The 25,804-nt window shown below is 61.6% G+C and carries 26 protein-coding genes; 7 read left to right on the top strand and 19 right to left on the bottom strand.

The window, feature by feature from the left end:
- The first annotated feature begins 152 nt into the window (after nucleotides 1–152).
- Complete coding sequence (locus tag EHO51_RS18355) at nucleotides 153–3,128, top strand: Tn3 family transposase (RefSeq protein ID WP_124740312.1); 2,976 nt, start codon at nucleotides 153–155, stop codon at nucleotides 3,126–3,128.
- Here the strand turns inward: EHO51_RS18355 and EHO51_RS18350 are convergent.
- From EHO51_RS18350 to EHO51_RS18315, 8 genes are all read right to left on the bottom strand, one after another.
- On the bottom strand, nucleotides 3,091–3,387 hold the full coding sequence (locus tag EHO51_RS18350; RefSeq protein ID WP_124740311.1) for a hypothetical protein: 297 nt from the start codon (nucleotides 3,385–3,387) through the stop codon (nucleotides 3,091–3,093). The genes EHO51_RS18355 and EHO51_RS18350 overlap by 38 nt on opposite strands.
- Nucleotides 3,384–3,767, bottom strand: a complete 384-nt coding sequence (locus tag EHO51_RS18345) for an IS630 transposase-related protein (protein WP_124740310.1) — start codon at nucleotides 3,765–3,767, stop codon at nucleotides 3,384–3,386. The genes EHO51_RS18350 and EHO51_RS18345 overlap by 4 nt, the downstream gene beginning before the upstream one ends.
- Before the next feature lie 35 nt (nucleotides 3,768–3,802).
- The gene (locus tag EHO51_RS18340; RefSeq protein WP_245435044.1) at nucleotides 3,803–4,090 is read right to left on the bottom strand and encodes an invasion associated locus B family protein; all 288 of its coding nucleotides are present in this window, start codon (nucleotides 4,088–4,090) and stop codon (nucleotides 3,803–3,805) included.
- A gap of 228 nt (nucleotides 4,091–4,318) precedes the next feature.
- The gene (gene scpB / locus EHO51_RS18335; RefSeq protein ID WP_124740308.1) at nucleotides 4,319–5,098 is read right to left on the bottom strand and encodes an SMC-Scp complex subunit ScpB; all 780 of its coding nucleotides are present in this window, start codon (nucleotides 5,096–5,098) and stop codon (nucleotides 4,319–4,321) included.
- The gene (locus tag EHO51_RS18330) at nucleotides 5,098–6,273 is read right to left on the bottom strand and encodes a DUF1403 family protein (RefSeq protein ID WP_124740307.1); all 1,176 of its coding nucleotides are present in this window, start codon (nucleotides 6,271–6,273) and stop codon (nucleotides 5,098–5,100) included. The genes scpB and EHO51_RS18330 overlap by 1 nt, the downstream gene beginning before the upstream one ends.
- A gap of 301 nt (nucleotides 6,274–6,574) precedes the next feature.
- Nucleotides 6,575–7,615, bottom strand: coding sequence for a TniQ family protein (locus EHO51_RS18325; RefSeq protein WP_164479471.1), 1,041 nt, complete (start codon nucleotides 7,613–7,615; stop codon nucleotides 6,575–6,577).
- On the bottom strand, nucleotides 7,612–8,490 hold the full coding sequence (locus EHO51_RS18320) for a TniB family NTP-binding protein (protein WP_124740305.1): 879 nt from the start codon (nucleotides 8,488–8,490) through the stop codon (nucleotides 7,612–7,614). Before EHO51_RS18320 ends, EHO51_RS18325 begins: the two co-directional genes overlap by 4 nt.
- On the bottom strand, nucleotides 8,483–10,099 hold the full coding sequence (locus EHO51_RS18315; protein ID WP_124740304.1) for a Mu transposase C-terminal domain-containing protein: 1,617 nt from the start codon (nucleotides 10,097–10,099) through the stop codon (nucleotides 8,483–8,485). Before EHO51_RS18315 ends, EHO51_RS18320 begins: the two co-directional genes overlap by 8 nt.
- Before the next feature lie 416 nt (nucleotides 10,100–10,515).
- On the opposite strand from EHO51_RS18315, the gene EHO51_RS18310 reads away from it, so the two are divergent.
- Together EHO51_RS18310 and EHO51_RS18305 are read left to right on the top strand one after the other, a co-directional pair.
- Nucleotides 10,516–11,604 (top strand): tyrosine-type recombinase/integrase, encoded by a 1,089-nt coding sequence (locus tag EHO51_RS18310; protein ID WP_124740303.1) that lies wholly within the window; start codon nucleotides 10,516–10,518, stop codon nucleotides 11,602–11,604.
- A 339-nt stretch (nucleotides 11,605–11,943) separates the two neighbouring features.
- On the top strand, nucleotides 11,944–13,551 hold the full coding sequence (locus tag EHO51_RS18305) for a DUF2786 domain-containing protein (protein WP_164479470.1): 1,608 nt from the start codon (nucleotides 11,944–11,946) through the stop codon (nucleotides 13,549–13,551).
- Between the two features lie 62 nt (nucleotides 13,552–13,613).
- Here EHO51_RS18305 and EHO51_RS18300 read toward each other — a convergent pair whose 3' ends face one another.
- Both EHO51_RS18300 and EHO51_RS18295 read right to left on the bottom strand, forming a co-directional pair.
- Complete coding sequence (locus EHO51_RS18300; protein WP_124740301.1) at nucleotides 13,614–14,051, bottom strand: plasmid maintenance toxin (PemK-like); 438 nt, start codon at nucleotides 14,049–14,051, stop codon at nucleotides 13,614–13,616.
- Entirely contained in the window at nucleotides 14,048–14,323 is a 276-nt protein-coding gene (locus EHO51_RS18295) for a type II toxin-antitoxin system Phd/YefM family antitoxin (protein ID WP_124740300.1), read from the bottom strand. Before EHO51_RS18295 ends, EHO51_RS18300 begins: the two co-directional genes overlap by 4 nt.
- A 153-nt stretch (nucleotides 14,324–14,476) precedes the next feature.
- Between EHO51_RS18295 and EHO51_RS18290 the strand changes: the two genes are divergently transcribed.
- From EHO51_RS18290 to EHO51_RS18280, 3 genes are read left to right on the top strand one after another with little or no spacing between them, the layout of a single operon-like run.
- A complete protein-coding gene (locus EHO51_RS18290; protein WP_124740299.1) occupies nucleotides 14,477–14,902 on the top strand; it encodes a putative toxin-antitoxin system toxin component, PIN family in 426 nt (141 codons plus the stop codon).
- Nucleotides 14,899–15,165: a toxin-antitoxin system HicB family antitoxin gene (locus EHO51_RS18285; RefSeq protein ID WP_124740298.1), complete on the top strand. Its 267-nt coding sequence runs from the start codon at nucleotides 14,899–14,901 to the stop codon at nucleotides 15,163–15,165. The genes EHO51_RS18290 and EHO51_RS18285 overlap by 4 nt, the downstream gene beginning before the upstream one ends.
- A gap of 43 nt (nucleotides 15,166–15,208) precedes the next feature.
- Nucleotides 15,209–16,120: a recombinase family protein gene (locus EHO51_RS18280; RefSeq protein WP_124740297.1), complete on the top strand. Its 912-nt coding sequence runs from the start codon at nucleotides 15,209–15,211 to the stop codon at nucleotides 16,118–16,120.
- A 40-nt stretch (nucleotides 16,121–16,160) separates the two neighbouring features.
- Here EHO51_RS18280 and repC read toward each other — a convergent pair whose 3' ends face one another.
- The 4 genes from repC to EHO51_RS18260 all read right to left on the bottom strand — a co-directional run bounded on the left by repC (nucleotide 16,161) and on the right by EHO51_RS18260 (nucleotide 20,360).
- Nucleotides 16,161–17,492, bottom strand: coding sequence for a plasmid replication protein RepC (gene repC / locus EHO51_RS18275; protein WP_124740296.1), 1,332 nt, complete (start codon nucleotides 17,490–17,492; stop codon nucleotides 16,161–16,163).
- A gap of 151 nt (nucleotides 17,493–17,643) precedes the next feature.
- Nucleotides 17,644–18,636: a plasmid partitioning protein RepB gene (gene repB / locus EHO51_RS18270; protein ID WP_124740295.1), complete on the bottom strand. Its 993-nt coding sequence runs from the start codon at nucleotides 18,634–18,636 to the stop codon at nucleotides 17,644–17,646.
- 72 nt (nucleotides 18,637–18,708) lie between these two features.
- On the bottom strand, nucleotides 18,709–19,893 hold the full coding sequence (gene repA, locus EHO51_RS18265) for a plasmid partitioning protein RepA (protein WP_036279687.1): 1,185 nt from the start codon (nucleotides 19,891–19,893) through the stop codon (nucleotides 18,709–18,711).
- A 287-nt stretch (nucleotides 19,894–20,180) separates the two neighbouring features.
- Nucleotides 20,181–20,360, bottom strand: a complete 180-nt coding sequence (locus tag EHO51_RS18260) for a hypothetical protein (RefSeq protein WP_124740294.1) — start codon at nucleotides 20,358–20,360, stop codon at nucleotides 20,181–20,183.
- Nucleotides 20,361–20,738: 378 nt separating this feature from the next.
- Between EHO51_RS18260 and EHO51_RS18255 the strand changes: the two genes are divergently transcribed.
- Nucleotides 20,739–20,930: a hypothetical protein gene (locus EHO51_RS18255; protein ID WP_124740293.1), complete on the top strand. Its 192-nt coding sequence runs from the start codon at nucleotides 20,739–20,741 to the stop codon at nucleotides 20,928–20,930.
- Nucleotides 20,931–21,246: 316 nt separating this feature from the next.
- Here EHO51_RS18255 and EHO51_RS18250 read toward each other — a convergent pair whose 3' ends face one another.
- The 5 genes from EHO51_RS18250 to EHO51_RS18230 form a co-directional block, all read right to left on the bottom strand.
- Nucleotides 21,247–21,594 carry a VOC family protein gene (locus tag EHO51_RS18250; RefSeq protein WP_348629952.1) on the bottom strand — a complete coding sequence of 116 codons (348 nt, stop codon included), beginning with the start codon at nucleotides 21,592–21,594 and terminating at the stop codon, nucleotides 21,247–21,249.
- A gap of 264 nt (nucleotides 21,595–21,858) precedes the next feature.
- Nucleotides 21,859–22,089 (bottom strand): WGR domain-containing protein, encoded by a 231-nt coding sequence (locus tag EHO51_RS18245; protein ID WP_124740291.1) that lies wholly within the window; start codon nucleotides 22,087–22,089, stop codon nucleotides 21,859–21,861.
- A 262-nt stretch (nucleotides 22,090–22,351) separates the two neighbouring features.
- Nucleotides 22,352–23,986 (bottom strand): chaperonin GroEL, encoded by a 1,635-nt coding sequence (gene groL / locus EHO51_RS18240; protein ID WP_124740290.1) that lies wholly within the window; start codon nucleotides 23,984–23,986, stop codon nucleotides 22,352–22,354.
- 47 nt (nucleotides 23,987–24,033) lie between these two features.
- On the bottom strand, nucleotides 24,034–24,321 hold the full coding sequence (gene groES, locus EHO51_RS18235; RefSeq protein WP_124740289.1) for a co-chaperone GroES: 288 nt from the start codon (nucleotides 24,319–24,321) through the stop codon (nucleotides 24,034–24,036).
- A gap of 240 nt (nucleotides 24,322–24,561) precedes the next feature.
- Entirely contained in the window at nucleotides 24,562–25,680 is a 1,119-nt protein-coding gene (locus EHO51_RS18230; protein ID WP_124740288.1) for a hypothetical protein, read from the bottom strand.
- Nucleotides 25,681–25,804: the final 124 nt, after the last annotated feature.

Raw genomic sequence — 25,804 nt, 5'->3', positions numbered from 1 at the left:
TCCCAAAATCGTACGTTAAGGGCGGTTGGACGGTTAGAAATAAGCAGCTCCTCCCCGATTTGGACCTCTGATTTCTTGCAAGAATGCTGATTTTTGAATTCCCGGCCAAACTGCAGCGCCACCATTTGTGGGTGCGCAGCAGGAGGCCAGCAATGAAAAAACACGAAATTCTTTCCCCACAATCCCGGGCTGAGTTGTTCGACCCGCCGACAGATCCGGCAGCTATCGTTCGGCAGTACACGTTCTCGCTCGATGATTTGACATTGATCCGCCAACGACGTCGTGATGCCAATCGATTGGGATTTGCCGTGCATCTTGCCTATTTGAAATTTCCCGGCAGAGTTCTCGGTAGTGAGGAGGCTCCCGCCTCCGACATGGTCGTTTTTTTGGCACAACAGCTCGGAGTGGGATCGGACGTTTATAGCGAATACGCGCACCGTGACGAAACCCGTCGCGAGCATCTGGGCGACATACAGTCATATCTTTGCGTTCGTCCTTTCAGCCGCGATGATTATCGCTATGTCGCAAAGATTGCGACGACCGAAGCGATAGGCACGGATCGTGGCCATGCGATCGTTGCAGCCATGATCGAGGCTTTGAGATCCCGTGGCATTTTGTTGCCTGTGCCGACAATTTTGGAGCGCATCGGCTTGGCGGCACGCGCTCGCGCCCGAAAGCAGGCTCACACGAATCTTATAGAGGGATTGGAACAACAAACGATCGCCGCACTGCAGGCGTTGATAGCAGTCAGAAACGATAGAGACCGCACGCAGCTTGCCTGGTTGTGTGACTGGCCAGAGGCGCCGACGCAGAAGAACCTGGTTGGCGTCGTCGAGCGCTTGCAATTCATCCGCAACTTGGGCGTCGGTCCAGATCGCGAGCAACGGATTCATCGCGCGCGTTACAGGGCGATCGCCAAGGAAACGGCCATTCTCAGCGCTCAGCATCTTTCGCGGTTCGACACGCCGCGCCGAACGGCGACTCTGGTCGTGTTCGCCCGCGAGATGGAAGCGATCCTCACGGACGCGGCGCTGGTCATGTTCGACAAGATGCTTGGCGGTGTCTACCGTCGCGCCGAACGCGCCTACAGAGAAAATGTTGTCCATCGAGCGAAAGCGCTCGATGCTTCGGCGCGAGCGCTTCTTCATATGGCGAAAGCCATGTTGGCCGCGAAGGAATCGGGAGAGGACCAAGACGCGGCTGTCGAACGCTCGCTCGGCTGGGAACGCTTGAAAGCGCTCGTCGCGGGAACAGAAATTGTCGTCACCAACACGCGCGAAGATAATCTGACCGAAATCGTCGAAAGATATCCGACGGTGCGCCGAATGATACCGGTCCTGCTCAACGCATTTGTGTTCCACTCATGGAAGCCAAACGACTCATTGCTCGACGCGCTCGATCTGTTGCGCGGACTTTATGCGGCGCGGCCGAGACAACTCCCGCAGCGCCCGCCCACAGCGTTTCTGAAAGCGACGTGGCGCAAGCTCGTTGGACGAGGATCTGCGTTTGATCGTCGGGCCTATGAGGTCGCAGTCATGATGACGTTACGCGACAGTTTGCGGTCCGGGGATATCTGGGTCGAGGGCAGCCGCGCGTTCCGCGCCTTCGGCGATTTTCTTCTGCCGCCAGAGGCTTTTGTCACACGACGACAAGAAGGCGAATTGGGGCTTGCCGTCCCGGATCGCTTCGAGGATTGGCGCACTGAGCGAACGGCCTTGCTTGAATCGCGGCTCAGTGAAATTGATGCGCTCGCGTCGGCAGGCAAACTTGTCGAAGCGGCCATAACCGCAGAAGGATTATCGATCAGTCCCATTCGCAAAGACGAGAACGATGAACTAGACGATGTCGCGCGGCGGCTCTACGGCATGTTGCCGCGCCTGCGCATCACCGAGGTTCTCGCCGAGGTCAATGGTTGGACAGGATTTGCCGAGCGCTTCGGTCATCTGCGAACCGGCGCGCCGCCCGAGGAGAGCGTCGGGCTGATGACCGCATTACTCGCGGACGCCACCAATCTCGGCCTCGCCCGAATGGCGCGCAGCTCCAAAATATTTAGCCATTCCAAATTGCTCTGGATCGCCGAATGGCATGTTCGCGATGAAACCTATCAGGCGGCGCTCGCGTGTCTGATCGAAGCGATCCACGCGCAGCCGTTCACAAGGGTCTGGGGCGACGGCGGCACGTCATCGTCGGATGGACAATTTTTCAAGGCAGGCGGCCATGGAGAGGCGCGCGCCGACTACAACGCCAAATATGGCTCGGAGCCGGGCGTCAAGTTTTATACGCATGTCTCCGATCGCTATGCGCCGTTTCACACCAAGGTCATCGCCGCCAACGCCAGCGAGGCCGCGCATATTCTGGACGGGTTGCTTCACCACGAATGCTCGCTGGACATCCGCGAGCATTATACGGACACGGCGGGCGCCGTCGATCACGTGTTCGGTCTCTGCCATCTCACGGGATTTCGATTTGCGCCGCGCATTCGCGATCTTGCCGATCGCCGGCTCTATGTCGCTGATGCTCGCGCCACATATAAATCACTCGACCCGATGATCGGCGGCGCTATCGACTTCCGCATCATCGGCGAAAATTGGGATGAGACGTTGCGCCTCGCGGCGTCAATCAAAGCTGGAACGGTTGCGCCGTCGATCCTGATGCGTCGGCTCGCCGCTTACCCCAAACAGAATGCGCTGGCGAAGACGCTTCGGGAGATCGGGCGGCTCGAACGCACCCTCTTCACCCTCGACTGGATCAGCGACCCGGCTCTGAGGCGGCGAACAAACGCCGGGCTCAACAAGGGTGAGGCCCGCAACGCGCTCGCCAGGGCGGTGTTCTTTCATCGTCTTGGCGAGATCCGCGACCGGACCTTCGAAAATCAGCGCTACCGGGCCTCTGGCCTCAATCTCGTCGTCTCGGCCGTCGTCCTTTGGAATACGGTCTATCTCAGCCACGCCGTTGCCGAGCTTCGCTCCAGCGGAGAACGCGTCCGTGACGATTTGCTCGCCCATATCGCGCCGCTCGGCTGGGAGCACATCACCTTCAACGGGGACTATGTTTGGCCGACCGAGCCGCTCCAAAATGCTTTCCGGCCCCTCAGAAACCCCCGCTCTGAGCTACTCGATGCGGCTTAGAGTACAATTTTGGGAAGATTCTGCGCTGACCCCGATCATAGGCCTTCGCTGCGACGAGCCCGTCACGGCGGATGCCGGCGACCAGCGTGACCGTCTTGTAATGGCCGTGCGGCACGCCGACGCGTAGCCGTTGTCCGCGCCGGCAACGCCCGCCTTTGCGCGCCAAATTGGTCGAGGCGCCCGTTTCGTCGATGAAGATGAGATTGTCGGGATCGAGATCTGGCTGTTCATCGAACCATTCGATGCGGCGCTTCATCACGTCCGGGCGCCGCTGCTCCGTGGCGTGCGCGGTCTTTTTTTGAACGTGACGCCGTGACGGTCAAAAAAGCGCCACAGCACCGAGCTCGAAAAATGCTCACCGCAGTTCTTGATCAGGCGCTCCTGGATCTCGAGCAGCGTAATGTCCGGCGTGCGCCGGATCAGTCCCATGAGGTAGTCGTGATGGGCTTCGATACGGCCGGAGCGACGATCGCCTCCAGTAGCCTTCGGCGACATTGCTCCCGTCGTCTCGAATTGCTTGACCCAGCGCACGGCGCTGGCGATGCCGACTTCGAAACGCTGCGCCGCCGCATTGCGCGACAACCCTCCAGAGACGACCGCTTCCACCACTCGTTTGCGAAGATCGTTGGAAAGCGCCATGCCCGCCGCCTCCCTTCCGCGGCGGAAATGATGAATCAGATGTTAGCCGATTCGGGAATCCCAAATCGATTCACATCGTTCGGAGCCTGCTCTAGCTGATCGAGAAGCTTGTCTTCAATCGGCGCGTCAGCGATGCAGCCTGATGGCGCGCATCGAACAAAGCCCACGCGGCCGATGTCCGTTTGATCGATCTTGAGGCTAACGCCATTGGGCAAGAACACGTTCATCGGCGCAACAATCCGAAGGACCCCGCCTTTTAATTCCCTAGGCTTCAGGATCATCACGCGCAGATTGACGTTGGCCGCGTCCTCGGCCCTGACCATCTGAGTCAAAACGCATTGCTCTGAGCGCTCGCCAGCGGGCGTCTCGCAGTGAAGCTCCCAGGCGCCAAATTTTGTTTTACCGGCCTCCTGTCCCCGGGCGGAAACTTCGAGTGAGCCGCAAAAAGCTGTTTGGATTGAGGGCGAATAATTTCACCGCAAGCCTCCCGGTCGACGCGCCTTCTTACGAGAAACGCAGTGCTGCGTTGCCGCGTTCGTGCGACTTCGGAATTAATCCGACTCTTCGTCGATGTCCTCCACGAGTTCAATCGCGTCCTTATCTCTAGGGTCCAACATGCCATCCAGCTTAATTTCATTGGCGGAGCACTGCAGTAGTCCGGCATCTTCGAGCTTTTCGATGTCGGGCAAGTCACGCAAACTTGCGAGTCCAAAAACTTCTAGAAATTTCTTCGTCGTGACATAGGCGTAAGGCGCGCCCGGTTGCGGCGCGCGCGGTCCAGCGGCAATGAGGTCGAGGCTTTTCAAGCTACCGATGACGTCACGGCTGATTTCTCGACCGGCGAGACGCGAGAGCTCGGCGCGCGTCGCCGGTTGCAGATAAGCGATCGCCGTTACGGTGAGGAGTTCGGTCGGCGTCAATTGCGGCGGACCGCCGGCGCGGGCGCCGTTGTTGAGCGCGCGAATGGCGTCGGCGTAGCGCGCCTTGGTGCGCAGTTGGTAGCCGCCGGCGACATGAACCAGTTCATACGGCCGCGCGCGCAATTCGTCGCGAATATCGCAAATCAAATCATCAAAATTGCAGGCGCGCCCAACCAGTTTGGCCAGCGCCTCACGCGTCACCGGTGCGGGTGACGCAAAGATCGCCGCCTCAACGCGCCCCATCCATTCTCGCCAGCGCATGGCTTGCGGCAGATCGACGAGATCGGCGTCGAACAGCAACTCCTGATCGCGCCGCGCCGTACGACCTTTCGTTGGCGCGCGCGTTTCTTGCGCCGATGTGGCGTCAGTGCGGCGCGTCTTCATGGATCGCAGTTCGGTGATCTCTCTCATCACAGTCCGTAGAGTCGAAAATTTGCGCGCCCAGAGAGTTCGCGCACGGCGCCAAGCGCAACGAGTCGGTCGAAGAGGCGGCGCGACGCGCGGTCGGAAAGACCCGCCGCCTTCGCCGCACGCGGCGCTGAAACGCAGTCGTCGGCAAGCAACAACGCAATGACGCGCCCTGCTCCTTTGGCGCGCAATTTCGCTGCGACGTTCAGCAGCGTGTCAGTACGCCGCGACAGCTCGCCGGCAAGCGCATAAGCGTCCTGCGCAGCGTGTGCCGTGGCGCGCGCGACGCTCAAAGGCCAATCGGGATCGCTCGGCCGCGGTCGACGACCCCGCGTTGCGACAATGTTTCCTGCGCCCTCAGACGATGTGGCCCGGAAAGAGGGATGCAAAATCGTCGTCGCCAAAAGAGGGATTGGCGCTTCCCAACCGAGGCGGCGCGCCAGCGTTACGTCGGCGAGCCATAGGGGGAAAATTTCCGCGTCGATTTGCGGCGCGTCGACCAAGATTTGCGCCGCCTCAGCGCTCACACGCGCCGCCGCGGTAAGCGGATTTGCACACGTCAAATTCTCGTACATGAGCGCGGCGCAATCGATGTCGTGCGGCAGGTCGAGACAATCGGCGGCGACGCGAAAATATTGTGCGTCAGGCCGCCGCGGACACGTTGCGAAGAGACGCCACAGGCGATGCAGGCGTCCGCCCGGCGTCGGCGCGGCGTCAAAGCCGGCGAGATGCTCGGCGTCGCGCAGCGCCACTTCATCTTCGCGTAGGCGCGCCATTGCGGCGCAGGTGGCGGCGGCGCGCAAGGCGAGGCGCTGGCGCAATGCGCCGACGAAGACGGGTTCCGCGCCCGCTTCGCCGAAGTTTTTGCCGGCGCTCGAACCATCGGCGGCTTTTCCGCCGGCGCTCGAAACATCGGCGGAGTCGATTCCGGCGCGCGAAACATCGGCGCCGGAACGCAAAACCTGGTCGAGCCGCGCCAGCGCGACGCCGGCGAAGAAGTGCGCGCTGGCCGCGTCGTGTTGAACGCCGCCGACCTTCGCCCACTGCGGAAAAGGCCGAATTTCTAAGGGTTTTGGCGGGTTCGGGGCCGCATCGCGGCGGCGCCTGGCGCGACGTTGCGGGGCCGCGCCTGACGTCGTGTCGATCTCCAAACAGGCAGACGAATCGCTCTGCAGCATGGCGGAATCGTAAGCCGCGAACGCGTGCGCGGGCAAGTCGCCGCGGCGCTTTATGCTTAAAACTCGCGACGCATCCGCCGGGCTTGTCGTCTCGCCCGCGTGTCCGATAATGTGGGCTTATCGGACATGATTCGATTGCCCCATAGTTCCGGGCGATCCAGCCTTGAAATCGACCCGGCAAGCCTGCCGAGGCGTCGGATTTTTTCCGCTCGAACGGCGCGGTGTCGGACAGCCATAATTTGTGGGATTGGGCGCTCGGCGCGGCGGGACCGCGCATAATTTCGCAATGCCGATTCACAATTCATGGGACAAGCCGCGCCGAAATTTGTGGGACTCGCGCATAATTTATGGAACTGCGCTGCAATCGACGCCGTCGCGGAGCCTTTCCAGCCGGCTGCGCGTCGGTCAGGCGTCGTAACTCGACGCCGATGCGACGGCGCGTCGCAGACGGCCAGGTCCTCAAAATACGACGCAGGTTCGTCTCCCCCTCGGCGTCGGCCGCCGCCAGCGCCGCCGCCGCGTGTTCGACGGGATTTTCGGTCAGGCGCGCCACGCCGACGGCCAAAGCGTAGTTCTGTAAGAGCGAGCCGCACGCGAGCGCGGCGAGCCCCGGGCGAACTGGCTTGGCGAGCACGGGCGCGAAGCGATCATATTCCGGCGCGGCGACAAGCAGGGCCTGGCGGACGATCGGCCGGGTCAGAAACGCGTGGTTGGCGCGGCGCGCCTCCAGTGAGAGTCGCGGCTGCTCCGCCAGGGATGGCGGCGACGGGCGACGGTAGGGTGTGGTCAGGAACCGCAGCAGCTCCGGAACCGGCGGGTCGATCTCGCCCACGGCGTCGCGCTCCTCGGCCCAGGCCGCCAAGCGGGCGACGCCGCGGCGCGCCAGCGGATCGAGGCGTTCGAGAACGCTTTCGGGCAGAAAGCTCTGCATCGGCCGCTTGTCGCGCCCCCGCAGCCGAACGCCGTGCACGGAACACCAAAAGGTCCAGGGCAGCGCCGCATCCTTGCGGCCGATCGCGGGAGTTTGAGCGCAAAGCGGGCAAAAATATCTGGCGCTCGGCGCGATCATGACACGGGCGTGCGGCGCCAGGGTCGCGAATGTCATCGCGTCGATCGTGGACGCGCTCAGCCCGGCGCGCGCCGCGATCAAGGCCCCCTGCCCCGCCGACAGGTCCTGTTCCAGCGTCAGCGGCGAAACTCCCGCGAGCCCGAAATGGTCGAGCAGCGCGCTCGCCGATAAGCCGTATATCCCGGCGACCCGCGACAGCCACGACGACAGGCGCTCTTCCGCCGCCGGTCGCGGCGCGACAGGCAAGAGCGAGGCGAGCGCCGCCGCGTTCACACCGCCTCCCCGAGCAACGAGGTCGTCCTGGCGACCTCGAAATCCGATCCCATGATCCGCTCCTCGCCGCTGACGATGGCGGCGACGGCAAGCCGCGTCATCAAGGAGAAGATCGCAGCGGTGACGCCGCCCGTCGTCTCAAGGATGCTTTTGAGCGCCCGCTCGCCGATCTCGCTTTGCCGGCGCAACGGCAGCGTGCGCTGCAAACTTCCGATCAACGCCGCGAAATCCTGGTCGTTCCGCCAGGGCGGGAGCGCGATGGCCTCGAAGCGGCGCACGAGTTGCTCGTCGGTCTTGAGCGCATTGCGGGCCTGCTGGGTGCCGACGCAAACGAGCGGGATGCGCAGCTCGTTGCCCAAAAACCGCAGCATGTTGAGGAACCGCGCCTGCTCGCGCACCGTGCCCGCGTGGAGGCTGTGCACCTCGTCGATGACCAGCATGCCCGGCTGCGCCTGCTCCAGCACACGCAACGCCACATTCTCCAAAGCGCCGAGCGTCGGCCGGGTCGGCTCCGGCGCGCCGATCGCCGCGAGCAGCCGCTTGTAAAACCGCGCTTCATCCGGCCCCGAGACCATCTGGACGAGCACGACCGGCATGCGCTTGAGCCCATTGACGGCGTCGAAATAGGCGGGGTGATCGCGCGCGAACTTTTCGACGATCATCGTCTTGCCCATGCCGGACTCGCCGACGATCAGCAGATTGGGCATGCGGGCGCGTCGGGGAAACGAGATCAGCTCCTCGAGCATCGCCAGCGCCTGCTGCGCCCGCGGGTAATTGATCCAGCGGTCGGCGCGAATCCGCCGCAACCGCTCTTCCGAGCTCAGCGCGGCGATTGGACGGATCGTGGCGAACAAATGCTCAAAATCCTCAGTCATCCCATTCCTCCACCTCGAAATAGGGCAGCACCAGCGGCGGGTCCGCCGCGCGCGGCGCGGCGGCCTGCGGGACCTCAATCGTCTTCGGCGGCGGCGATCTGGGACGCCGCGCCGCGTCGCGCCGCATTGCCTTGGTGGCGCGCACCGCCTCGTCCACCAAAGCGCGCTGAGCAAGGATCGTCGAAAAGATCTGTTCCTCGTCGACCGCCCGGCGGCCCGCCGCGCGCAAGGCCCGCAACGCCGCCCGCTGCTCCCACAGCGCGATGGAAGGGCGCGTTCGATCGGCCGGGCGCGCTTCGAGATACCCCTCCCCCACCCGCACGAAGACCACCGAGAGGTCGCGCGGATCGTATTTCACCGTGAGCTTTTCCGCGCCCCGCCCCATGAGCCAGCGCAGCTCGTCAGACCAGTAGCGGATGTGATGGAGATGCAGGCCGTCACGTTGCAAAACGCGCCGCTCGGCGGGAAGGAAATCGATCAGGAACCGCCTGACGTCGCAGGGCATGCGCACAGCGACCTCGTCGATGCGCGCCCGCCAGACCGCCGCCGGCGGCGCCCCGAGCGCCTTATGGATCCGCGCGTGATAGGCCCCGACGATTTCCAGGGCGAAATAGGTCTCGAGCTCGCGCAAGGTCATCACCGCCTGCCGCTCCGGATCGAGATCGCCGCGCGCGCGGATGTTGGAAAAATGCGACCCCGGAATGAGATGGACCGCCCCCATCATCGTCCCGATCAGCCGCTCGATGTGGCCGCCGAAACGAGGCGTTCCCGGCGGCCGATAAACGAGATCCACGCCGTGTTCGGCGCAGGCGCGCTCAAAAGCCAGCGCATGGAATTCGGCGCCATTGTCGACATGGATGACGCGGGGTATTCCCCGCGCCGGCCATTCCGCCGCGATCCCGCGCGCCGCCAGCCAACGCGTCTTGTCCATCACCGCATGGGTCAGACACAGCGCGACCGCCGTCAGCGAGGGCGGATCGAGCGACAGATGGAAGCCCATCGCCATCCGTGTGGCGACGTCGATCGCCAGCGTCAGCGTCGGCCGGCCAATGGGAAGCCGGGTGATGGGATCCACGACGGTCACATCAACCTTGGTGTGGTCCATCTGCACGATCGCCAGCGGCGCACTCGCCTCCAACGATCCCGGCGTCGCCAGAAAAATCGGCTCCGACTTGCCCTTGCCTTCCCGCCGTCGGAGCAGTTCGGCCTCGTCCTGGCGATCGAGCCAGCGACGCAGACGGCGAATGGACGGAACGGGGAATCCCTGGCGCCGACAATCGGCGGCGACCTCGGCCCAGAACCGCGTCAACGTAGGACGCCGCCGCGTCGCGTAGAACTCCCGGAAGTGTTTCTCGACAACGGCGAGAACATCAGGCGTCAGCGGACGCATCCCGGATTGGGGGCCGCGACGACGCGGCGCCAGCGCGCTGGTCCGGGCGCTCTCTCGAAACCGCTTCAACCAGCGAAACAGCGTCGTCCGGCCGACCCCGAGCGCCGCCATGGCGTCGCGGATTTGCTCGCCCGAAGGCCGCTCGGGCAGCTTGGAGAGAACCTCCGCGCGCCGTTGCGCCGCCGCCCATTCTTGCGGGTCGATGTCGCCAATATCCATGGACAGCCTTGCCGTCTCGCAGCAATCTGGTTCCACAAATTACGAATCAAACTCGACGCCGGTCCCTGAAATTCTGAATCGATCCCAAAATTATGCAACAGCGAAGTCCAAAGATTCCAATGCCCCGGAGTCCCAGAAATTGCGACAATCCGACACCGAGGCTCAATGCTGCCGGAAGCCGATTCACAATTTATGGGACGAAACCGCCCGAATATTTCGGGAATTCGAGCATAATTTATGGAACTGCGCCGGCAATCGGGGGGCGGCGGTCCGACAATCGGACTCTCACCCGTGGGAAAGCCCGGCCGATGTAGCCCTTTTTTTCGGCCGCCGAAATTTGGCGCAGGACTTATGAGACCGGTCGAATCGGGATTCCCGAGCCGCCGTTGGAAAATGTCGAAAACTGCCGAGGGCACATGTCGGAAGAAACCGCCACTTCACCGCCCGACGAAGACGTCCAAACCGACGCGCGGCTCATCGAGCGACCGGCGGCTCCCCATCTCGCCGCGCTCTCCGAAAAGGCGCGCGATTACGCCCGTAACGCCCGCTCCGAAAACACAAGGCGCGCCTACGAGGCCGACTGGCGGCAGTTTGCCGCCTGGCTGCGCCGCCAGGGTTTTGACCCCCTGCCCCCGGACCCGCAAACCGTCGGGCTCTATCTCGCCGCCTGCATGGAGGGTTCCAGCGGGCGTGATCCTTTGAGCGTATCGTCGCTCGAGCGACGGCTCTCGGGCATCTGCTGGCGCTACCGCCAGCTCGGCGCGCCACTCGATGCGTCAGATCGGCACATTTCCACCGTGCTCGCCGGCATCCGCCGCGCCCATGGCCGCCCGCCGGTCCAGAAGGAGGCGATCTTCGCCGACGAGCTGCTGGCGATGCTGGCGACGCTCGAGATGGATCTGCGTGGGATCCGCGACCGCGCGATTCTCGCGCTGGGCTTCGCCGGCGGTCTGCGCCGGTCGGAAATCGTCGGCCTCGATTGCGGGCCCGATCAGAGCGAGGACGGAACCGGCTGGGTCGAAATTTTTCCTCCTGGCGCGGATATATCCAGCGCCAGCAACAACGACGGCGGCGCGGTGCTGCAGATTTCCGGCAAAACCGGCTGGCGCGAGGTCGAAATCGGCCGCGGCTCCCGTCCCGAAACCTGCCCCGTCGCGCTGCTCGAAACCTGGATGCGGCTCGGGCGCATCAATCATGGGCCGTTATTTCGACCGATCGCCCACAAGAACGGCGGCGTGTCCGCCGATCGCTTGACCGACAAACACGTCGCTCGCCTCGTCCAAAGGACCGCGCTCGCCGCCGGGATTCGCGGCGATCTGAGCGAGGGCGAGCGGCGCCTCGCCTTCTCTGGCCACAGCTTGCGCGCCGGCCTCGCCTCCTCGGCGCAAATCGAGGAAGCGCATGTGCAAAAGCATCTCGGCCACGCCAGCGCCGAGATGACGCGTCGATACCAGAGGAAACGCGACCGCTTCAAAGTCAATCTCACCAAGGCGGCGGGGCTGTAACGCGAAATCACGCGCTGTTGGTTCGGGGATTCCGGCGCAAAATCCCAGTGGAAGACGCGGCCTGGGCGTCTTCGAACCGCGCCGCGCTGATAGTCTGTTCAAGGCGATTCGAAGCGGGAGAGATACGAAATGGCGCGCCGGCGAGAAGCGAGACGACCTGCATCTCATAGAGGCGGTTGCGCCCCGGAAAGCGAAAATGCGCTTCTCGCGCAGCGAATCGATGAATTTTGCCTTGACGCCGTCGCGAACGTTTCCCCAGCAAAAGTAGAGGAAACCGCGCGGCACTGGCTTTCCAAAAAGAACCTCGATCCCAACGCTCCCTCCAGCGTCATACTTCTCATGGAGGCTTTTGCGCTCGCGGGCTATCTGGCGCTATTCACGCCTGCGCTGCTCGGCGCCGCGCCGATCGAACGCTTTATCCGCCAGCGACGCGCGGACGCCGATCAGGGGGGACGCGCGGCCCTGGATGCCCTGGGCCGGGCGAGCTTTTATCTCATTCAGTTGAAATCCCGCGTCACACCGCAAATGCTCAGCGTGAAGGATATGGCCAGTGGGAAAAACCTGTCCCTATTCGACGAGGACATTCCCGACGCCGCCCTGGGCGCCTATGTCGCGACTTGGCTCGCGCCGCTGCCTGACGGCGGGTTCGTCGCGCTCGGACCGTTGACGCCGCTCGATGCTGGCGCGCTCGCCGAAGGCCTCACCTTCGTGCGGCCGGGCGCGGGAATGTCCAATCCGCGTCGTTGCGCCGCCGCCGTCTATCGGCATGTCATGCGCCATGACGGCTTGCGGATCGAAGGCCTGAATCTTTTCCCCGAGGATCTGCTCGAAGAGCTCGCGGAGGTCGCCGAGGAAGACGAATACGATGATCTCGATCGCCTTGCCTTCGCATTCGCGGCTACGAAGAAAGGCGATGAGCCCGAGGCCGCATTGATCCGCGAGGCGCGCAAACTGGCCGCCGCGCGGCATTTGTTTCAGGCGTTGACGCGGAACGCCATCTCACGCCAGCACGGCCGCGGCGACCTCGCCGAGGCTTTTTCGCGCATCGGATTCATCATGATGGAGACTCTGGATCGCCGCGCCGCGGCAGGCTCAGGCGACGAGGATCGATCGTTTGAATCGATGGCCGCGGAAATTGATCGCGCCATCGCGGAAAATCGCCTGCCAAGAGAAGCACGCGCGGTGTTCGACGAGTTACGCCGCCGCGTGATGGCGTCGCGGCGCGTGGCCGCCGACAAGGGCCCCGGCGACGCGGAGCTCGCGCGGGTTCTACAACGCATCCAGGCGCTGCGCGCCAAAACCGTCGAGCAGGGCTGCACCGAACAGGAGGCGCTGGCCTCCGCCAAGAAAGTCGCGGAACTGCTCGATCGCTACGGGTTGTCGCTCGGCGAAGTCGAAATGCGCGATCAGGCCTGCGAGGGCGTTGGCGTCGACACCGGCCGACAGCGGCGGGCGCCAATCGACGAATGCATACCGACGATCGCCCTGTTCTGCGATTGTAAAATGTGGATGGAGACGGGAGCGAGCGGCGCAATTCGTTACGTTTTTTTCGGCCTGCCGGCGGATGTCGAGGCGGCGCATTACCTTTACGACTTGATCGTCGTGACCTTCGCGACCGAAACGGCGCGCTTCAAGAACGAGGATATGACTATTGCTTCCAGCGCGCGGCGTGTATCGACGCGTTCCTTCCAAATCGGGCTCGCGCATGGAATCGGCGACAAGCTGAAGAGCCTAAAAGTCGAGCGCGACGCCGCCAACAGGCTTTCGACGGGCCGCGATCTCGTGCCCATGAAAGCCTCCGTTATCGAGGACGAACTGGAAAAACTTGGGCTGTCCTTCCATGCCAAGTCGCAAAACCGCAAGCGCAGCGTGGCGCCGGACGCCTACCACGCAGGCCGTGCCGCCGGCCGGAAATTCGAGCCGCGACGGGGCGTCGAGGCGGCTTGATCCGCGACCGTGCGAGACGGCGATCTCACCCGAGCGGGGACGAATGCGGTGCCCGCCCCTCCTCACGCGCTACGTGGCACACTGGTGTGACCTCCGCTTCGAGCTAAAGCCACGAAGCCGCGCCTCACGGCGTCAAACAGAGCCGGCGGCAACGGACCATAATATCCATCGGCGGTTTCAAGCGGCGGCGGCCGTAGATCGGGGCCGGGCCAGGTGAAGCGATTGCTCTCGCTCAGCACGATCCACGACCGTTCGTCATCAAGCCCCAGCCTTTGCTTGACTCTCGGTGGTATCTCGATCGCCTGAGTCGGATCCGCGGGCGGCGCGTGGGTAATCGGAAGAACGCGAACCACTCGAGCGCCATCTTCTTCGATCGCGACAATCGCCAACACCAAGCAAGGCCGGTCTTTGTCGCCTTCTTCTCTTCCTTCTCGGCTCTGCCGATCCCAGAGGTAGGCGTAACGGAACACATGACCGATTTTGATTTCCGTCGGGATCATCTTCCAGACAACGGCGGATCGAGCTCTACGTTCAGAGCTTCAAACCCCGGCGCCATGCGCGTCTGCTCGACGGCCTGAATGTCGGCTTCGCTTAGCTCTACAGTGCGTTCGACCCGGCGATCGCGCTTCGACAGGCGGACGTAATCTTCATAGGCCATCAGCACGGTGCGCGGACGGCCGTTCTTGGTGATGATCACGGGATCGCGCACGGCAGCGTCCTGATAGGCGCCAAAATTTTTAGAAACCTCGGCTGCGGTCACGGTGGAGGCCATGGCAAAACTCCTTTACCTCGCACTATATTACGGAAGACCCGTAAATCCCGCAAGCAGTCAGTATGGTGCGCTATAAAACGACCGTTTTGTGATGACATACGATTCTGGAATTTTGGCGGATGACACATCCCATAGGATGTATTATATCAGGCCATGAAACGGGTTGTTCTCGACACCTCCGTCATCGCCTCGGCGTTTCGCAGCTCGCGCGGCGCGAGTTTCGTAATTTTGGGGCTTGTCGCCGAGCGACGTCTCGTTCCCCTCGTCTCGACGGCCTTGTTTCTCGAATACGAGGACGTTCTCCAGAGGCCGCAACAGCGAGAGGTTCACGGACTCGACGTGAATGCGGTCGCGAGGGCCCTGAAAGAGCTGGCGGCGCTCTGCGAGGCAGTCGAACCACATTTCAGGTGGCGACCGCAACTTTCGGACCCAGGCGACGAAATGGTGTTGGAGGTCGCGTTGAATGGGAGGGCCGACTGCATCGTGACTCACAACGTGCGTGATTTCCAACAAGCCATCCCGAAATTCGGGATTCCAGTACTGACGCCCCGCGCGTCGCTGGAAAGGATCAGAAAATGAGCAAGGCGACGTATCCCCTAAAATTGCCGGCTTCCCTCAAGAAGGAAGCAGCCAGGCTGGCCAAGCAGGACGGCGTGTCACTGAACCAGTGGATTGCGACAGCCGTGGCCCAAAAAATCGGCGTCGTCGAGACGACGGCCGAGTTCCTCAAGCGCCGTGCGGGCAATGCGACCGGCTCCGGTCTGTCGGAGATCCTGCGGCATGTTCCAGATCGCGAGCCAGATCCCGGCGATGAACTGCCTCCCAGCTGGGTTGCGCGGTGAAGAAAGTTCCCTGTCGGTCTTCCGGAAGGCGATCTGCTGACCCATGCCTCTGATCGGCTACGCGCGCGTTTCAACCGATGACCAGGCGACTGACGCCCAGGTCGATGTGCTGAAGGCCGCCGGCTGCGGCGAGATTTTTCGCGAGCATATGTCGGGCGCCAAGGCGACGAGGCCGGAGCTGGCCAAGGCCTTGGCTCGGGTGCGCCGCGGCGACGTGCTGGTGGTGGCGAGACTCGACCGGTTGGCGCGCTCCTTGTCGCATCTCCTTTCGGTGATCGCCGAGCTCGACGCCAAGGGGGCGCATTTCAAATCGCTCGCCGATCCGATCGACACGACGACTCCGCAAGGGCGTTTCGCTCTGCAGGTGCTCGGCGCCGTGGCGGAGTTGGAGCGAGCACTGATCCAAGAACGCACTAAGGATGGCTTGCGCGCCGCCAAGAAATGCGGCCGGGTCGGCGGCAATCCCAAACTGCGCGCCGGTGACCGCGAAGCCATCCAACGCATCGTCGACACGAAAGCTGCGAGCTATTTCGAGCGCGTCAACCGAACCGCCGAACACTGGTTGCCGATCGTCAAGCAAATGCGCCCCGATCATCGCTGGCAGGACGTCGTGCGCGTTCTCAACGCCAAGCGTGATCGCTTCAATGACGCTCCCCTGCCCCACTGGGGCGTCGAGCGCTTGAAGCGCGCCGTCAAACGCTTCGTCACCGAGGGCCTGGTCGATCCAACCGTCCTCCAACCCGCCGGTCGCAAGGTCAGCAGCGAACGGCTCACAACGCTGGTCGCCGGCGTCAAACGCGCCAATCCGGAGCTCACGCTGGCGCAAATCGGCGCACAGCTCGAGGCGATGTACGAGCGCACGCCGCGCGGCGGAACCCACTGGGCCCCTTCCTCGGTCAAAAGCCTGCTCGACCGCGCGGAGAAACTTGGATTGCTCGGCGCCGAAACGCATTGAACCGAAGGCTCGCCGAGGGCCGCTGAAATTCCACGCGACATCATCCCGCCCTCTTGCGCTCGCGCGCGGCCTTTGCCGCCTTTCCGCGCAAAAGCGCCATCAGCACGGGACCGAGCGAGAACTCCCCTGCCCCGGCTTTTGCGGTCAAAACACGCAAATAGCCGCCCGCGCATTTGATCTGATCGCCGCGCTGCAGGATCGCGGCGATCACAATCGAGGCGTCGTGCTCGCCTAGGACTTGCAAAGCCTGCGCCCAGGCGTCGGGCGAGACGCCAAGCGCCGGTCGAACCAACGCGGCGGTCGCCGCGAGATCGCGCCAAGAGGAAATCCCATCACTGGCGAAATCGAGGATATCGGGACAGGCCTCCAGCACCATGCCGAGCGGATAGGTCCGCGGCGGCGCGACTTTTGGATTTCGTTCTGGCGTCGCCCCCCCTAAAACTTCGGGCAGGGGCGCTGATGGAGCCCCTGCCCCTTGGTCGTGGAGCCCGGACGGTTCGGCCCTGCCTTTTCGAAGGCTAGGTTCAAGATCAGAAATATTTGTTTTTTGATTCTGTATGTGGCGCTCACTTTGGGACTCATTGGCGCTCTTATTATGGGCTTTCACGTGAGTTTCGAGCAGCTTACGGATTTCCGCGGCGAGCGCGGCAAGTTCGTCCGCCAAGGCCTCCAGATCGGCGCGCAAAATATTGCGCGCATAGCGGCTGGATAGCGTCGCATAATGCAGGTGAAAGCCTTCCCAGTCGCCCGAAACGCCCTCCTCCATTCCAGTCGCGATCATCTTCACAATGTCGCGCCGCGTCAGCGTGACTTTCTCGCGGAGCAGCGCCATCGCGCGATTCTCGGCCCTGACCTCTTCGGCGAGGTTTTCGATCTCGCTGGCGCGCGCGATGAGCGGCGTCAGGTCGAAGCCGAAGGCGTCTTCGACCTCGCCCCCCCGCCCTCTTCGCGCGAAGCGTTTTCCGTTGGGTGAGTCCCGTCGAATGATCAGCCCGGCGTCGATCAGCATGGCGATATGCCGGCGTAACGTCGCCGGCGCCATGCCGTGGGCGCGGATCGACAGCTCCTTGTTCGACGGAAAGACGATGATCCCGTCGGTCGCATCGTTTTCGGGGGCCTTGACGTCCTTTTCAGGCAGCGTCAGCGCCGTCTCTTGATGGAAGCTCAACAACGCGTGCAACACCGACAGCGCGCGGTCGGTGACGCCAAGCGGAGCTTTTGCCTCTGTCAGCGCCCGAAACAGCCGCCATTTATGGACGACTGTCTCTGGCGCGTCCGGGCGCGACGCGAATTCCTTTGTCGCCGCCTGACTCGCCACCATGGCGAGCGACAGCGATCGCCGCCCGAAGGGCGTCGTTGGATGTGTGCGCATGATCCATTGCCTCGTTCAGGCAAAAGAAATCTGCTCGCCGAAACGGCGCCGACTCTTGACAGCGATTCGCGGAAGTGAGAATCTCGGATTGCTTAGATACGAGAAGGGCTTCCGGGGCGGTGACGTTTCGGGGGCCTTTTTCTTTTGCGGTTCAATCTCCACGCTCGGTAACAGATTTCCCCTGTTTGAACGCTCGGTACAGATCGGCCAAATGTTCAGACAGGTATTCTCCAAACGCTCTTGCGTCAGAATTTCTTGCCTTAAGCGATACGGTGTAGCGCTTGCCTTCGGCTAACATTTCAGCAGACAGCGCTCCATCTTCCGACGCCCAGTTCTGCTTTTGACTCGTACGGGGACGGCTCGTCGGCTTCGCACTTTTGAGACACGTCATGATTGCGTTGAACCTCTCGTCGCTGGAGAGGTCCGATATCCCGCCTTCCTCGATCGCCTTCCGCGCAACATCATGGTTGCCTGGCTTTTCGAGTAAAAGTTTGAGCTCATACCATCGATCGCGGCCCACCCCTTTTGCGGGACCGATCGCTCCGAGAATTTCCTCTGGCAAACTCGCCACGGAAAGCATCTTGGAAAGTGTCGCCCGGTCAATCGAGAGAGCCGCGAGGACTGTCGAGTTATCGTCGTCGTAGCGAAGCCGGGAAAGTTTTGACGCAAATAGGGCCTTTTCGATGAAAGAGAGATTTGCTCTCGCGGAGTTTTCTTGGCCCTGCGCAACAACGTGTTCGCGATCCTTCAGTTCTTTGACGACCGCGCGCACTTTCCGACCGAGGAGCTTCGCCACACGCGCGCGTCTGTGGCCGAACACGATCATGTAGCGCCCCGTCTTGGCGGGGTGCGGACGCACTAAGATTGGAGAATCCTGTCCCCGATCGCGGATCGCCTCCACTAGTTCCATGAATTCCTGATCGTCACCGTCAAGCCGATCTTTTACGAAGGAAACTTCGACGAACTCTGGATCGAGTTCGACGATCGTCTCTCCTTCCATGAGTTTGTCCGCTCTGGCGGCCAGTTCATCAATCGAGCTCAGTATCGAACGTGACGCGCCTTTCAACGTGTAATCGAGCGCCGGGGACTTCTCCTCGGGGCTGTCGTGTGCCATGAGGCTGGCGAATGGGTTTTTACGAGCCACCGTTCATCCTCCTCATTTGATCTAATTGTCTGAAAAGAAGATGTGTTTTTGCAGTTTTTACGGCCGTCAACATCATAGCCGGCCCCATGCTTGATGGATGAGGCCCTGAATTTCGAAATTAACGGCGTCCATGCACTCGATCGCGCGGTCATAGGTATCGCGATTAAAGTTTGCCCTTTCGACCTCATACAATGTCTGCTTTGTGAGGCCAGCGTCGGATATTGCAGTTGACTTAAGCATCGGACTTTTCAAAATTTCCTCCGCCAACATAGACTGCATGAATCCAAGCATCTGGGCCTGCGGAATATCCGTTGGCTCGTAGCGCGTGATCAAATACCGAAGCCAGTCCATTTGGACATGGGCACCCACTTGCTTAATAGTCTTCGTGATGTTGCCGAGCATAAGCAGGAACTGGCTCATCGACATCAGGTCCAGCATTTGCGGATGGACGGTGATCAGCACTGAGGTAGCTGCCGCGAGCGCTGTCAGGGTCAGGTATCCGAGTTGCGGTGGGCAATCTACGATAACGACGTCGTAGAGTTCGTCGACATCGGCGAGCACGTTACCAAGCCGGGCGAAGAACCTCTTCCCCTCTGCTGAACCTTGCATCGCAAGCGGCGTGGCGTATTCGTATTCCTGCAGCTCGAGGTTAGCGGGGATGATGTCCAGATACGGAAAATTGGTGGCCGCAATGACCTCCCGTATTGGCTTCCTTTCGTCGTCGTAACGAATGGCGTCGAACAGTGAAGGGTTGCGGTCTATTTCTGGCTGGAACCCGTGCAGAGCGGAAAGAGACGCTTGCGGATCGAGGTCGATGGCAAGGGTCCGGTGCCCCGTCAATGCGAGGTGTTGGGCAAGGTGTGCGGCGGTCGTTGTTTTGCCGGACCCACCTTTGAAATTCACGATCGCAATAACCTGCAGCTTCTCGCCGGATTTCCGATGCGGGACATATTTCTTGGCGTCCGATCGACCATTCTTGTCCAGATATTGCCGTAGCTCGATCATCTGCTCAGCTGAATAGATCCGGCGACCGCCAGCAGCAATCCTGGGCTCCGGGCCTTTTTTTTCGAGGTGAAGCCGTTTTAGATTGTTGGGGCTTACGCCGAGATAATGTGCGACCTCGGCCATCGAAAAATACCGAAGAGTCTTCTTCGCATTTGGAGGAAACTTTTCCAGGCGAAGCTGATCGAGCTTCCTGGATATCTCCGCGCCTTGAGCGAGTATCTTGTCATCGAATTCGAATGCCGGAAGCAACATGTGCTTTTTGCCCGATTAGAAAATAGCGCCAAGATCTCTCTGACGGCGGATTTAGCGCCATTATGTCCGATTCGTTTGTGCTGGCAAGAATTATAGAGTTAACAAAAGATTAACGGGAAGAGACGCGTCGCTTGGAAGGTTACGAAAACGGACGCGTACCGTTATTTCATTGGTTCAAATCGCGTTTCAGCCGCTTTGACGGCCGTCAACATTCTATCGGCCAAGCGGAATGATGCATTGCCGTGCCACGGCAGCGACATGGTGGTCTTTTCGTCGCCGCCGCTCCTTTACGTAGGCCCCAAGATTTTAAGCGGCGCATCACCAAAACGTGCCTCGACGAGGCGATCGCGATGGAATTGTTCGTTGAGCCGGAACTTGGTGATGAGGCTGATGACGTCGCCATCGAGGCTGAAGATCGATTCGGCGTAGACATTGATCGGACCAAAGTCGCGCACCAGCACGGCCACGCGCAACCCATCTCATGCAAGATGCGGTTTAGCAGCGTCGTTTTTCGCGATCCAAGAATGCCGGTCACCACAGTAACTGGCAGAGCCCGCTTCTCGGAACTCGCGTCGATCTCGGTAACAGCCATGCCTGCTCTTGCGTTCAAGTTCATCGCGTGGGCGGCCCCCTTCGCGCCCCCGCGGGATCGGCGGATTCTTCCTCAAGCTTTGGAGGAATTTGGCTAGCTCTCCAAACATGGCGTGGACGATCCAGCCCCCGAGTGTCGATCGCGATCGCCAGATCTTCTTTTGCGATTAACGTGCTAATCGCCAGCTCGAACGCTTGCCTCGCTAGGCCAAAGCGCAACTTCCTCCCTTATCGCTTGGCGCAAGGAGGACGAAATGGCGTATGCAATAAAGCATGGGACAGACCCCAATGAGAAAACAGAGCGCCTAGAAACAGCCACGGCGTGCCTCGAACGGGCCAAGGCTTTACAGGCTGAGCATGAGCCGAACATCAAGGTCTTCACTCGGGACGGCGCAGAAATCACAATGCTTGAGCTCGAAAGGCTTTCAGGAAAAGAGCTGATCTGAAGCCGGCGGTGTCCGCGTCGATCGCCTTGGCCGTGAAGGGCAGGGCGCTACGCGCCCTGCAACCCAAAGCTCGCTGGGACGCTACTTTCCTTTCCGGTGAAAACTTCAAATGCGTCCGCCTTTGGCCGTCAAATCCGTATGGCTGCAATACGCTCAAGAGATAGGTTCAGAATCATCTGAATGTCATGGAGGCGTAAAGCCGATTACTTAATCGGTGGGCCACTTTGCGCGAGCCAACTCAGACAGCCGGTTTTCTCGGCACCGTGTGCGCCAACAGCTGACGGGCGCACAAGGCGTTACGATCAGACTTGCATTGTTATGTCAGCGAGCAAAAGACGCAAATTTTATTGCCGTCAGGATCGCGGAAGTAGGCGCAATATGCCGTTCCGTCGCCTCGTGGGCCGGGCGCGCCCTCATCTAACCCGCCAAGAGAAATTGCAAGCGCGTGAACCCTCTCAACTTCCTCTATCGAAGCTGTGGGAAGCGCGACCATAACGCCATTGCCTGGCCGAGCGGGCTCACCATTAAACGGCAGAACAACGCCGAGCATCGGCCCGTCGCCGGTTCCATACATCACGCCTGTGCACCCATTCGTCATCGAGTAGAGGCGCTTGGCTCCGAGGGCGCTGCAAATTTCATCGTAAAACAGCGCCGCGCGATCCAAGTCATTTGTTCCGACAAGGACAAACCCGATCATTTAACGACCCTCGGGCAGCGCCATACTATCCGATAACTGAACCCTTTCGGCGGTTGGCTTGCATTCGGCTGGGAGCGAGAGGCGCGGGCATCGACGCGCCGCCCAGTTGGCGGCATTTGAGCGGGTTGGCTTTAGCAGGGTAAATATTCAAAAGACAAAACCATCGGTACAGCTAAAGTTCGAAACCAAGAGCTGTGGCCATGTCTCGGAGTTGGGTCGATGAAGGCTTTGTCATATGGCGACATAGCCGCGTTGCTCCTTGACGCGCCGCTGCCGCGCAAGAGCCTCCCGAGCTTCGGCCGCGCTCTCATAGGCCGTCAGGCGCAGACGTCCGCTGCGGCTGATCCGCCCCCATTCGACGGCAAGACACCAACGCCCGAATAAGTCGGGCGCTACGTCAAGGCGATAGAAACGGCGCATGTTCTTAGCTGCGTCTATGCGATGCAGAAGGATGGCGTCCATGTGAGAGCGAGTCTCCAGTCATGGCGCGGAGCCGGTCAAGCCGGATGATGGGGCGAGGCGCGGAGATCAAGGGCGCCGCCGGCTATCTGCTCGCTTTTGTGCGCTGACCGCCGAGACGCGGGGAGGGGAGTTTTCGCTCGATACTCGCTTTTGGCGCTACGCCCCGCCATCGGGGCGCGCCCCAGCCGCCAACCGCTAGCCGGCCGGGCGTATCCTCGATAAAAGGCCCTGAGTAACCCCAAGGCCTCTGGTATCGCGAACCTTAAAAATCCATCCCTCCCATGCCACCGCCGGGCATGGCCGGCGCGGTTTCCTTCTTGGGATGCTCTGTGATTGTCGCCTCGGTTGTGACGATCAGACCCGCAATTGAAGCCGCATCCTGAAGGGCGGTGCGCACGACCTTGGTCGGGTCGATGATGCCGAGTTTCACGAGGTCGCCGAACTCGCCGGTTTGAGCGTCATACCCAAATGAGTAATCCTTGGATTCAAGCAGCTTGCCGACCACGACCGCGCCGTCGCCGCCGGCGTTGTCGACGATCTGGCGGGCCGGAGCCTGGATCGCTTTGCGGACGATCTCGACGCCGGTCTTCTGGTCGGAGTTGGCCGTCTTGACGCTGTCGAGCACGGCGATGGAGCGCAGCAGGGCGACGCCGCCGCCGGGAGACACGCCTTCTTCAACCGCCGCGCGGGTGGCGTTGAGGGCGTCGTCGACGCGGTCCTTCTTCTCCTTGACTTCGACTTCCGTCGCGCCGCCGACGCGGATCACCGCGACGCCGCCCGCGAGCTTGGCGAGGCGCTCCTGGAGCTTCTCACGGTCGTAGTCGGAGGTCGTCTCCTCGATCTGGCCCTTGATCTGGGAGATGCGGGCCTCGATGTCCTTCTTGTCGCCGGCGCCGTCGATGATCGTGGTGTTCTCCTTCTCGATGCGCACGCGCTTGGCGCGGCCGAGCATGGGAAGCGTCACGTTCTCGAGCTTGATGCCGAGATCCTCGGCGATCATCTGACCGCTGGTGAGGATGGCGATGTCTTCGAGCATGGCCTTGCGGCGATCGCCGAAGCCCGGCGCCTTGACGGCCGCGATCTTCAGACCGCCGCGCAGCTTGTTGACGACGAGCGTGGCGAGCGCCTCGCCCTCGATGTCCTCGGCGACGATGAGGAGCGGCTTGCCGGTCTGGACGACCGCTTCGAGGATCGGCAGCAGCGGCTGCAGCGTCGACAGCTTCTTCTCGTGGATGAAAATGTAGGCTTCGTCGAGTTCGGCGATCATCTTCTCGGCGTTGGTGATGAAGTAGGGCGACAGATAGCCGCGATCGAACTGCATGCCCTCGACGATGTCGGTCTCGGTCTCGAGGCTCTTGGCCTCCTCGACCGTGATGACGCCCTCATTTCCGACCTTCTGCATCGCCTTGGCGATCTCCTCGCCGATGAAGCGGTCGCCGTTCGCCGAGATGGTGCCGACCTGGGCGATTTCGTCGTTGGAAGTGACCTTCCGCGAGTTCTTCGCGAGATCTGCGACGATAGCCTCGACGGCGAGGTCGACGCCGCGTTTCAAATCCATCGGATTGAGGCCAGCGGCGACAGCCTTGGCGCCTTCGCGGGCGATTGCCGCCGCAATTACGGTCGCGGTGGTCGTGCCGTCGCCGGCTGCGTCGTGCTGCTTGGAGGCAACTTCGCGCACAAGTTGAGCGCCGAGATTTTCGAACTTGTCTGAGAGCTCGATCTCCTTGGCGACGGTGACGCCGTCCTTGGTGATGCGCGGCGCGCCGTATGATTTTTCGATCACCACATTGCGGCCCTTGGGGCCGAGCGTGACTTTGACGGCGTTGTTGAGGATTTCGACGCCACGCAAAATACGATCGCGGGCGTCGGTGGAGAAACGGACGTCTTTGGCAGCCATGTGAACTCCTGGAATGGATAAGAAAGCGTCTAAAGCGGACCGCGCGTTTAGGCGACGACGCCCATGACGTCGCTTTCCTTCATGATCAGCAGGTCGTCGCCGTCGATCTTGACCTCGGTGCCGGACCATTTGCCGAAGAGCACACGATCGCCAGCCTTCACGTCGAGCGGAACAAGCTTGCCGCTCTCGTCGCGGGCGCCGGGGCCGACCGATACGACCTTGCCCTCCTGGGGCTTTTCCTTGGCGGTGTCGGGGATGATGATGCCGCCCTTGGTCTTCTCCTCGCCTTCGAGACGCTTGACCACAATCCGGTCGTGCAGGGGACGAAACGCCATTGTAAAGTCTTTCTTTTCTATGCGTGCAATCGCACGGCACGGTTACGAGTAGCCGCCCATTAGCACTCGCCGGTCTAGAGCGCTAATCGGTTCGAAGGTATGAACACTCTGCGCTTTTTCAAGGCTCGGCCACTAAGCTTGTAGACAGACCCGCTGCCGGATTTGTCCTCGGCCCTTGTCTTGGCACGTCAAGCCTCCGTGGCTGGCGCGCCGCGAATTTCGTCTCCCTACCTTTGCAACTCAAAGGCGGTGGGCCTCGGTTTCGACCAGCATCTGTTGCAGCCATTCCGTATAGGGGGTGCCGCCGGTTCCTCGCGGATCGTCAGTCCAGCGACTGATGTATTCTTCGGCCCAGCGGTAATGGACACGGCGAAAGGCCGCCATCGCGTCCAGGATGGCGTTGTACGGCTCCTTGACGGTCGCATACCGAAAGTCAAGCATGGCTGCGACCTCCTCGATCAGCGCCCGATGCTCGGTTGGCATGTAGTTCCGCATATCGTCGAGGTGATCGGTGAGCGCGGTGCGGCGGTGGGGAATCTTCATGAAGGCGATCAGCGTCGGCATGATGCTGCTTTGCGCCCCCGTCTCGCCGCGAAACTGCATGGGGGCGCGGTCGACGCCCTCATAGGTCACGTTTTCGAAGAAGCGGATGTAAGGCCGGAAGGTCCTGTAGTACAGCGTGGCGTCCATGTGCTCGGGAATGCGCTTAAGCACATCGACCTGTCGATTGACGGCGTTTGCAATGCGCCACAGTTCGGCGCTGAGATCCGCTTCCGGGTTACCCGCCAGCCGCCGCTTGATCGTGGCGATCGCACTGAGGATCTCGGCTGCTATCGCCTCGATTTCGACATGCACGAGGATGAACCAGCGCTCGTCGTACATGTGGACGAAATTCTGGATGGTGTCGATGTTGCCGAGCGCGATCGGCCCATCCTTGCGGAAGCGTTTCCAATTGTACAGCGCATAGCCGTCATAGCTCAGGATCGGCGGGCGCCCGAGCAGCCCCGCCACGTCAACGAGAGGTCCGGCAAGGTTATGGGGGAGAGTCGTAGCCGGCTCCTCGCCGACTTGGTTGATATAGGCAGAAGCGAGAAAGCCGACCCGCACGTAGTAGAGACGAAGCTGCGGCAGCGTCTCGGCGGAAATCGGGTCTTCCCACTTCGGAATATGCAGGGCGCGCGCATACGCCCGAAAGCCTTCGTCGTAAAGCAGGCTCGGCAGGTCGCGCCCGATCTCATCCAGCGCGGCGTAGGGCGAGCCCGAAGGGAACGCAGCGAGGGGATCGGCGTCCGGGAGGAAGCCGCGTCGGGAATATATCGGCTTCAGCAGTTCGCTGCCTTGGGACAGGGTGATTGGCATGTCACTGCGCTCTCCGGGCGATGTCAACGAGCGCAATCGCGTTGACCCCGCTGCACGCGAGCGCGAGCCCGCCGCTAGCCGCTCTTATTCATCGCGGCTCTGATTTTTCGGGCTTCGGGCGCTC

It is taken from the genome of Methylocystis rosea, from assembly GCF_003855495.1.
GTDB lineage: Bacteria > Pseudomonadota > Alphaproteobacteria > Rhizobiales > Beijerinckiaceae > Methylocystis > Methylocystis rosea_A.
The sequence above is the reverse complement of the archived record's forward strand: the minus strand, read 5'-3'. Positions and strand labels throughout refer to the sequence as shown.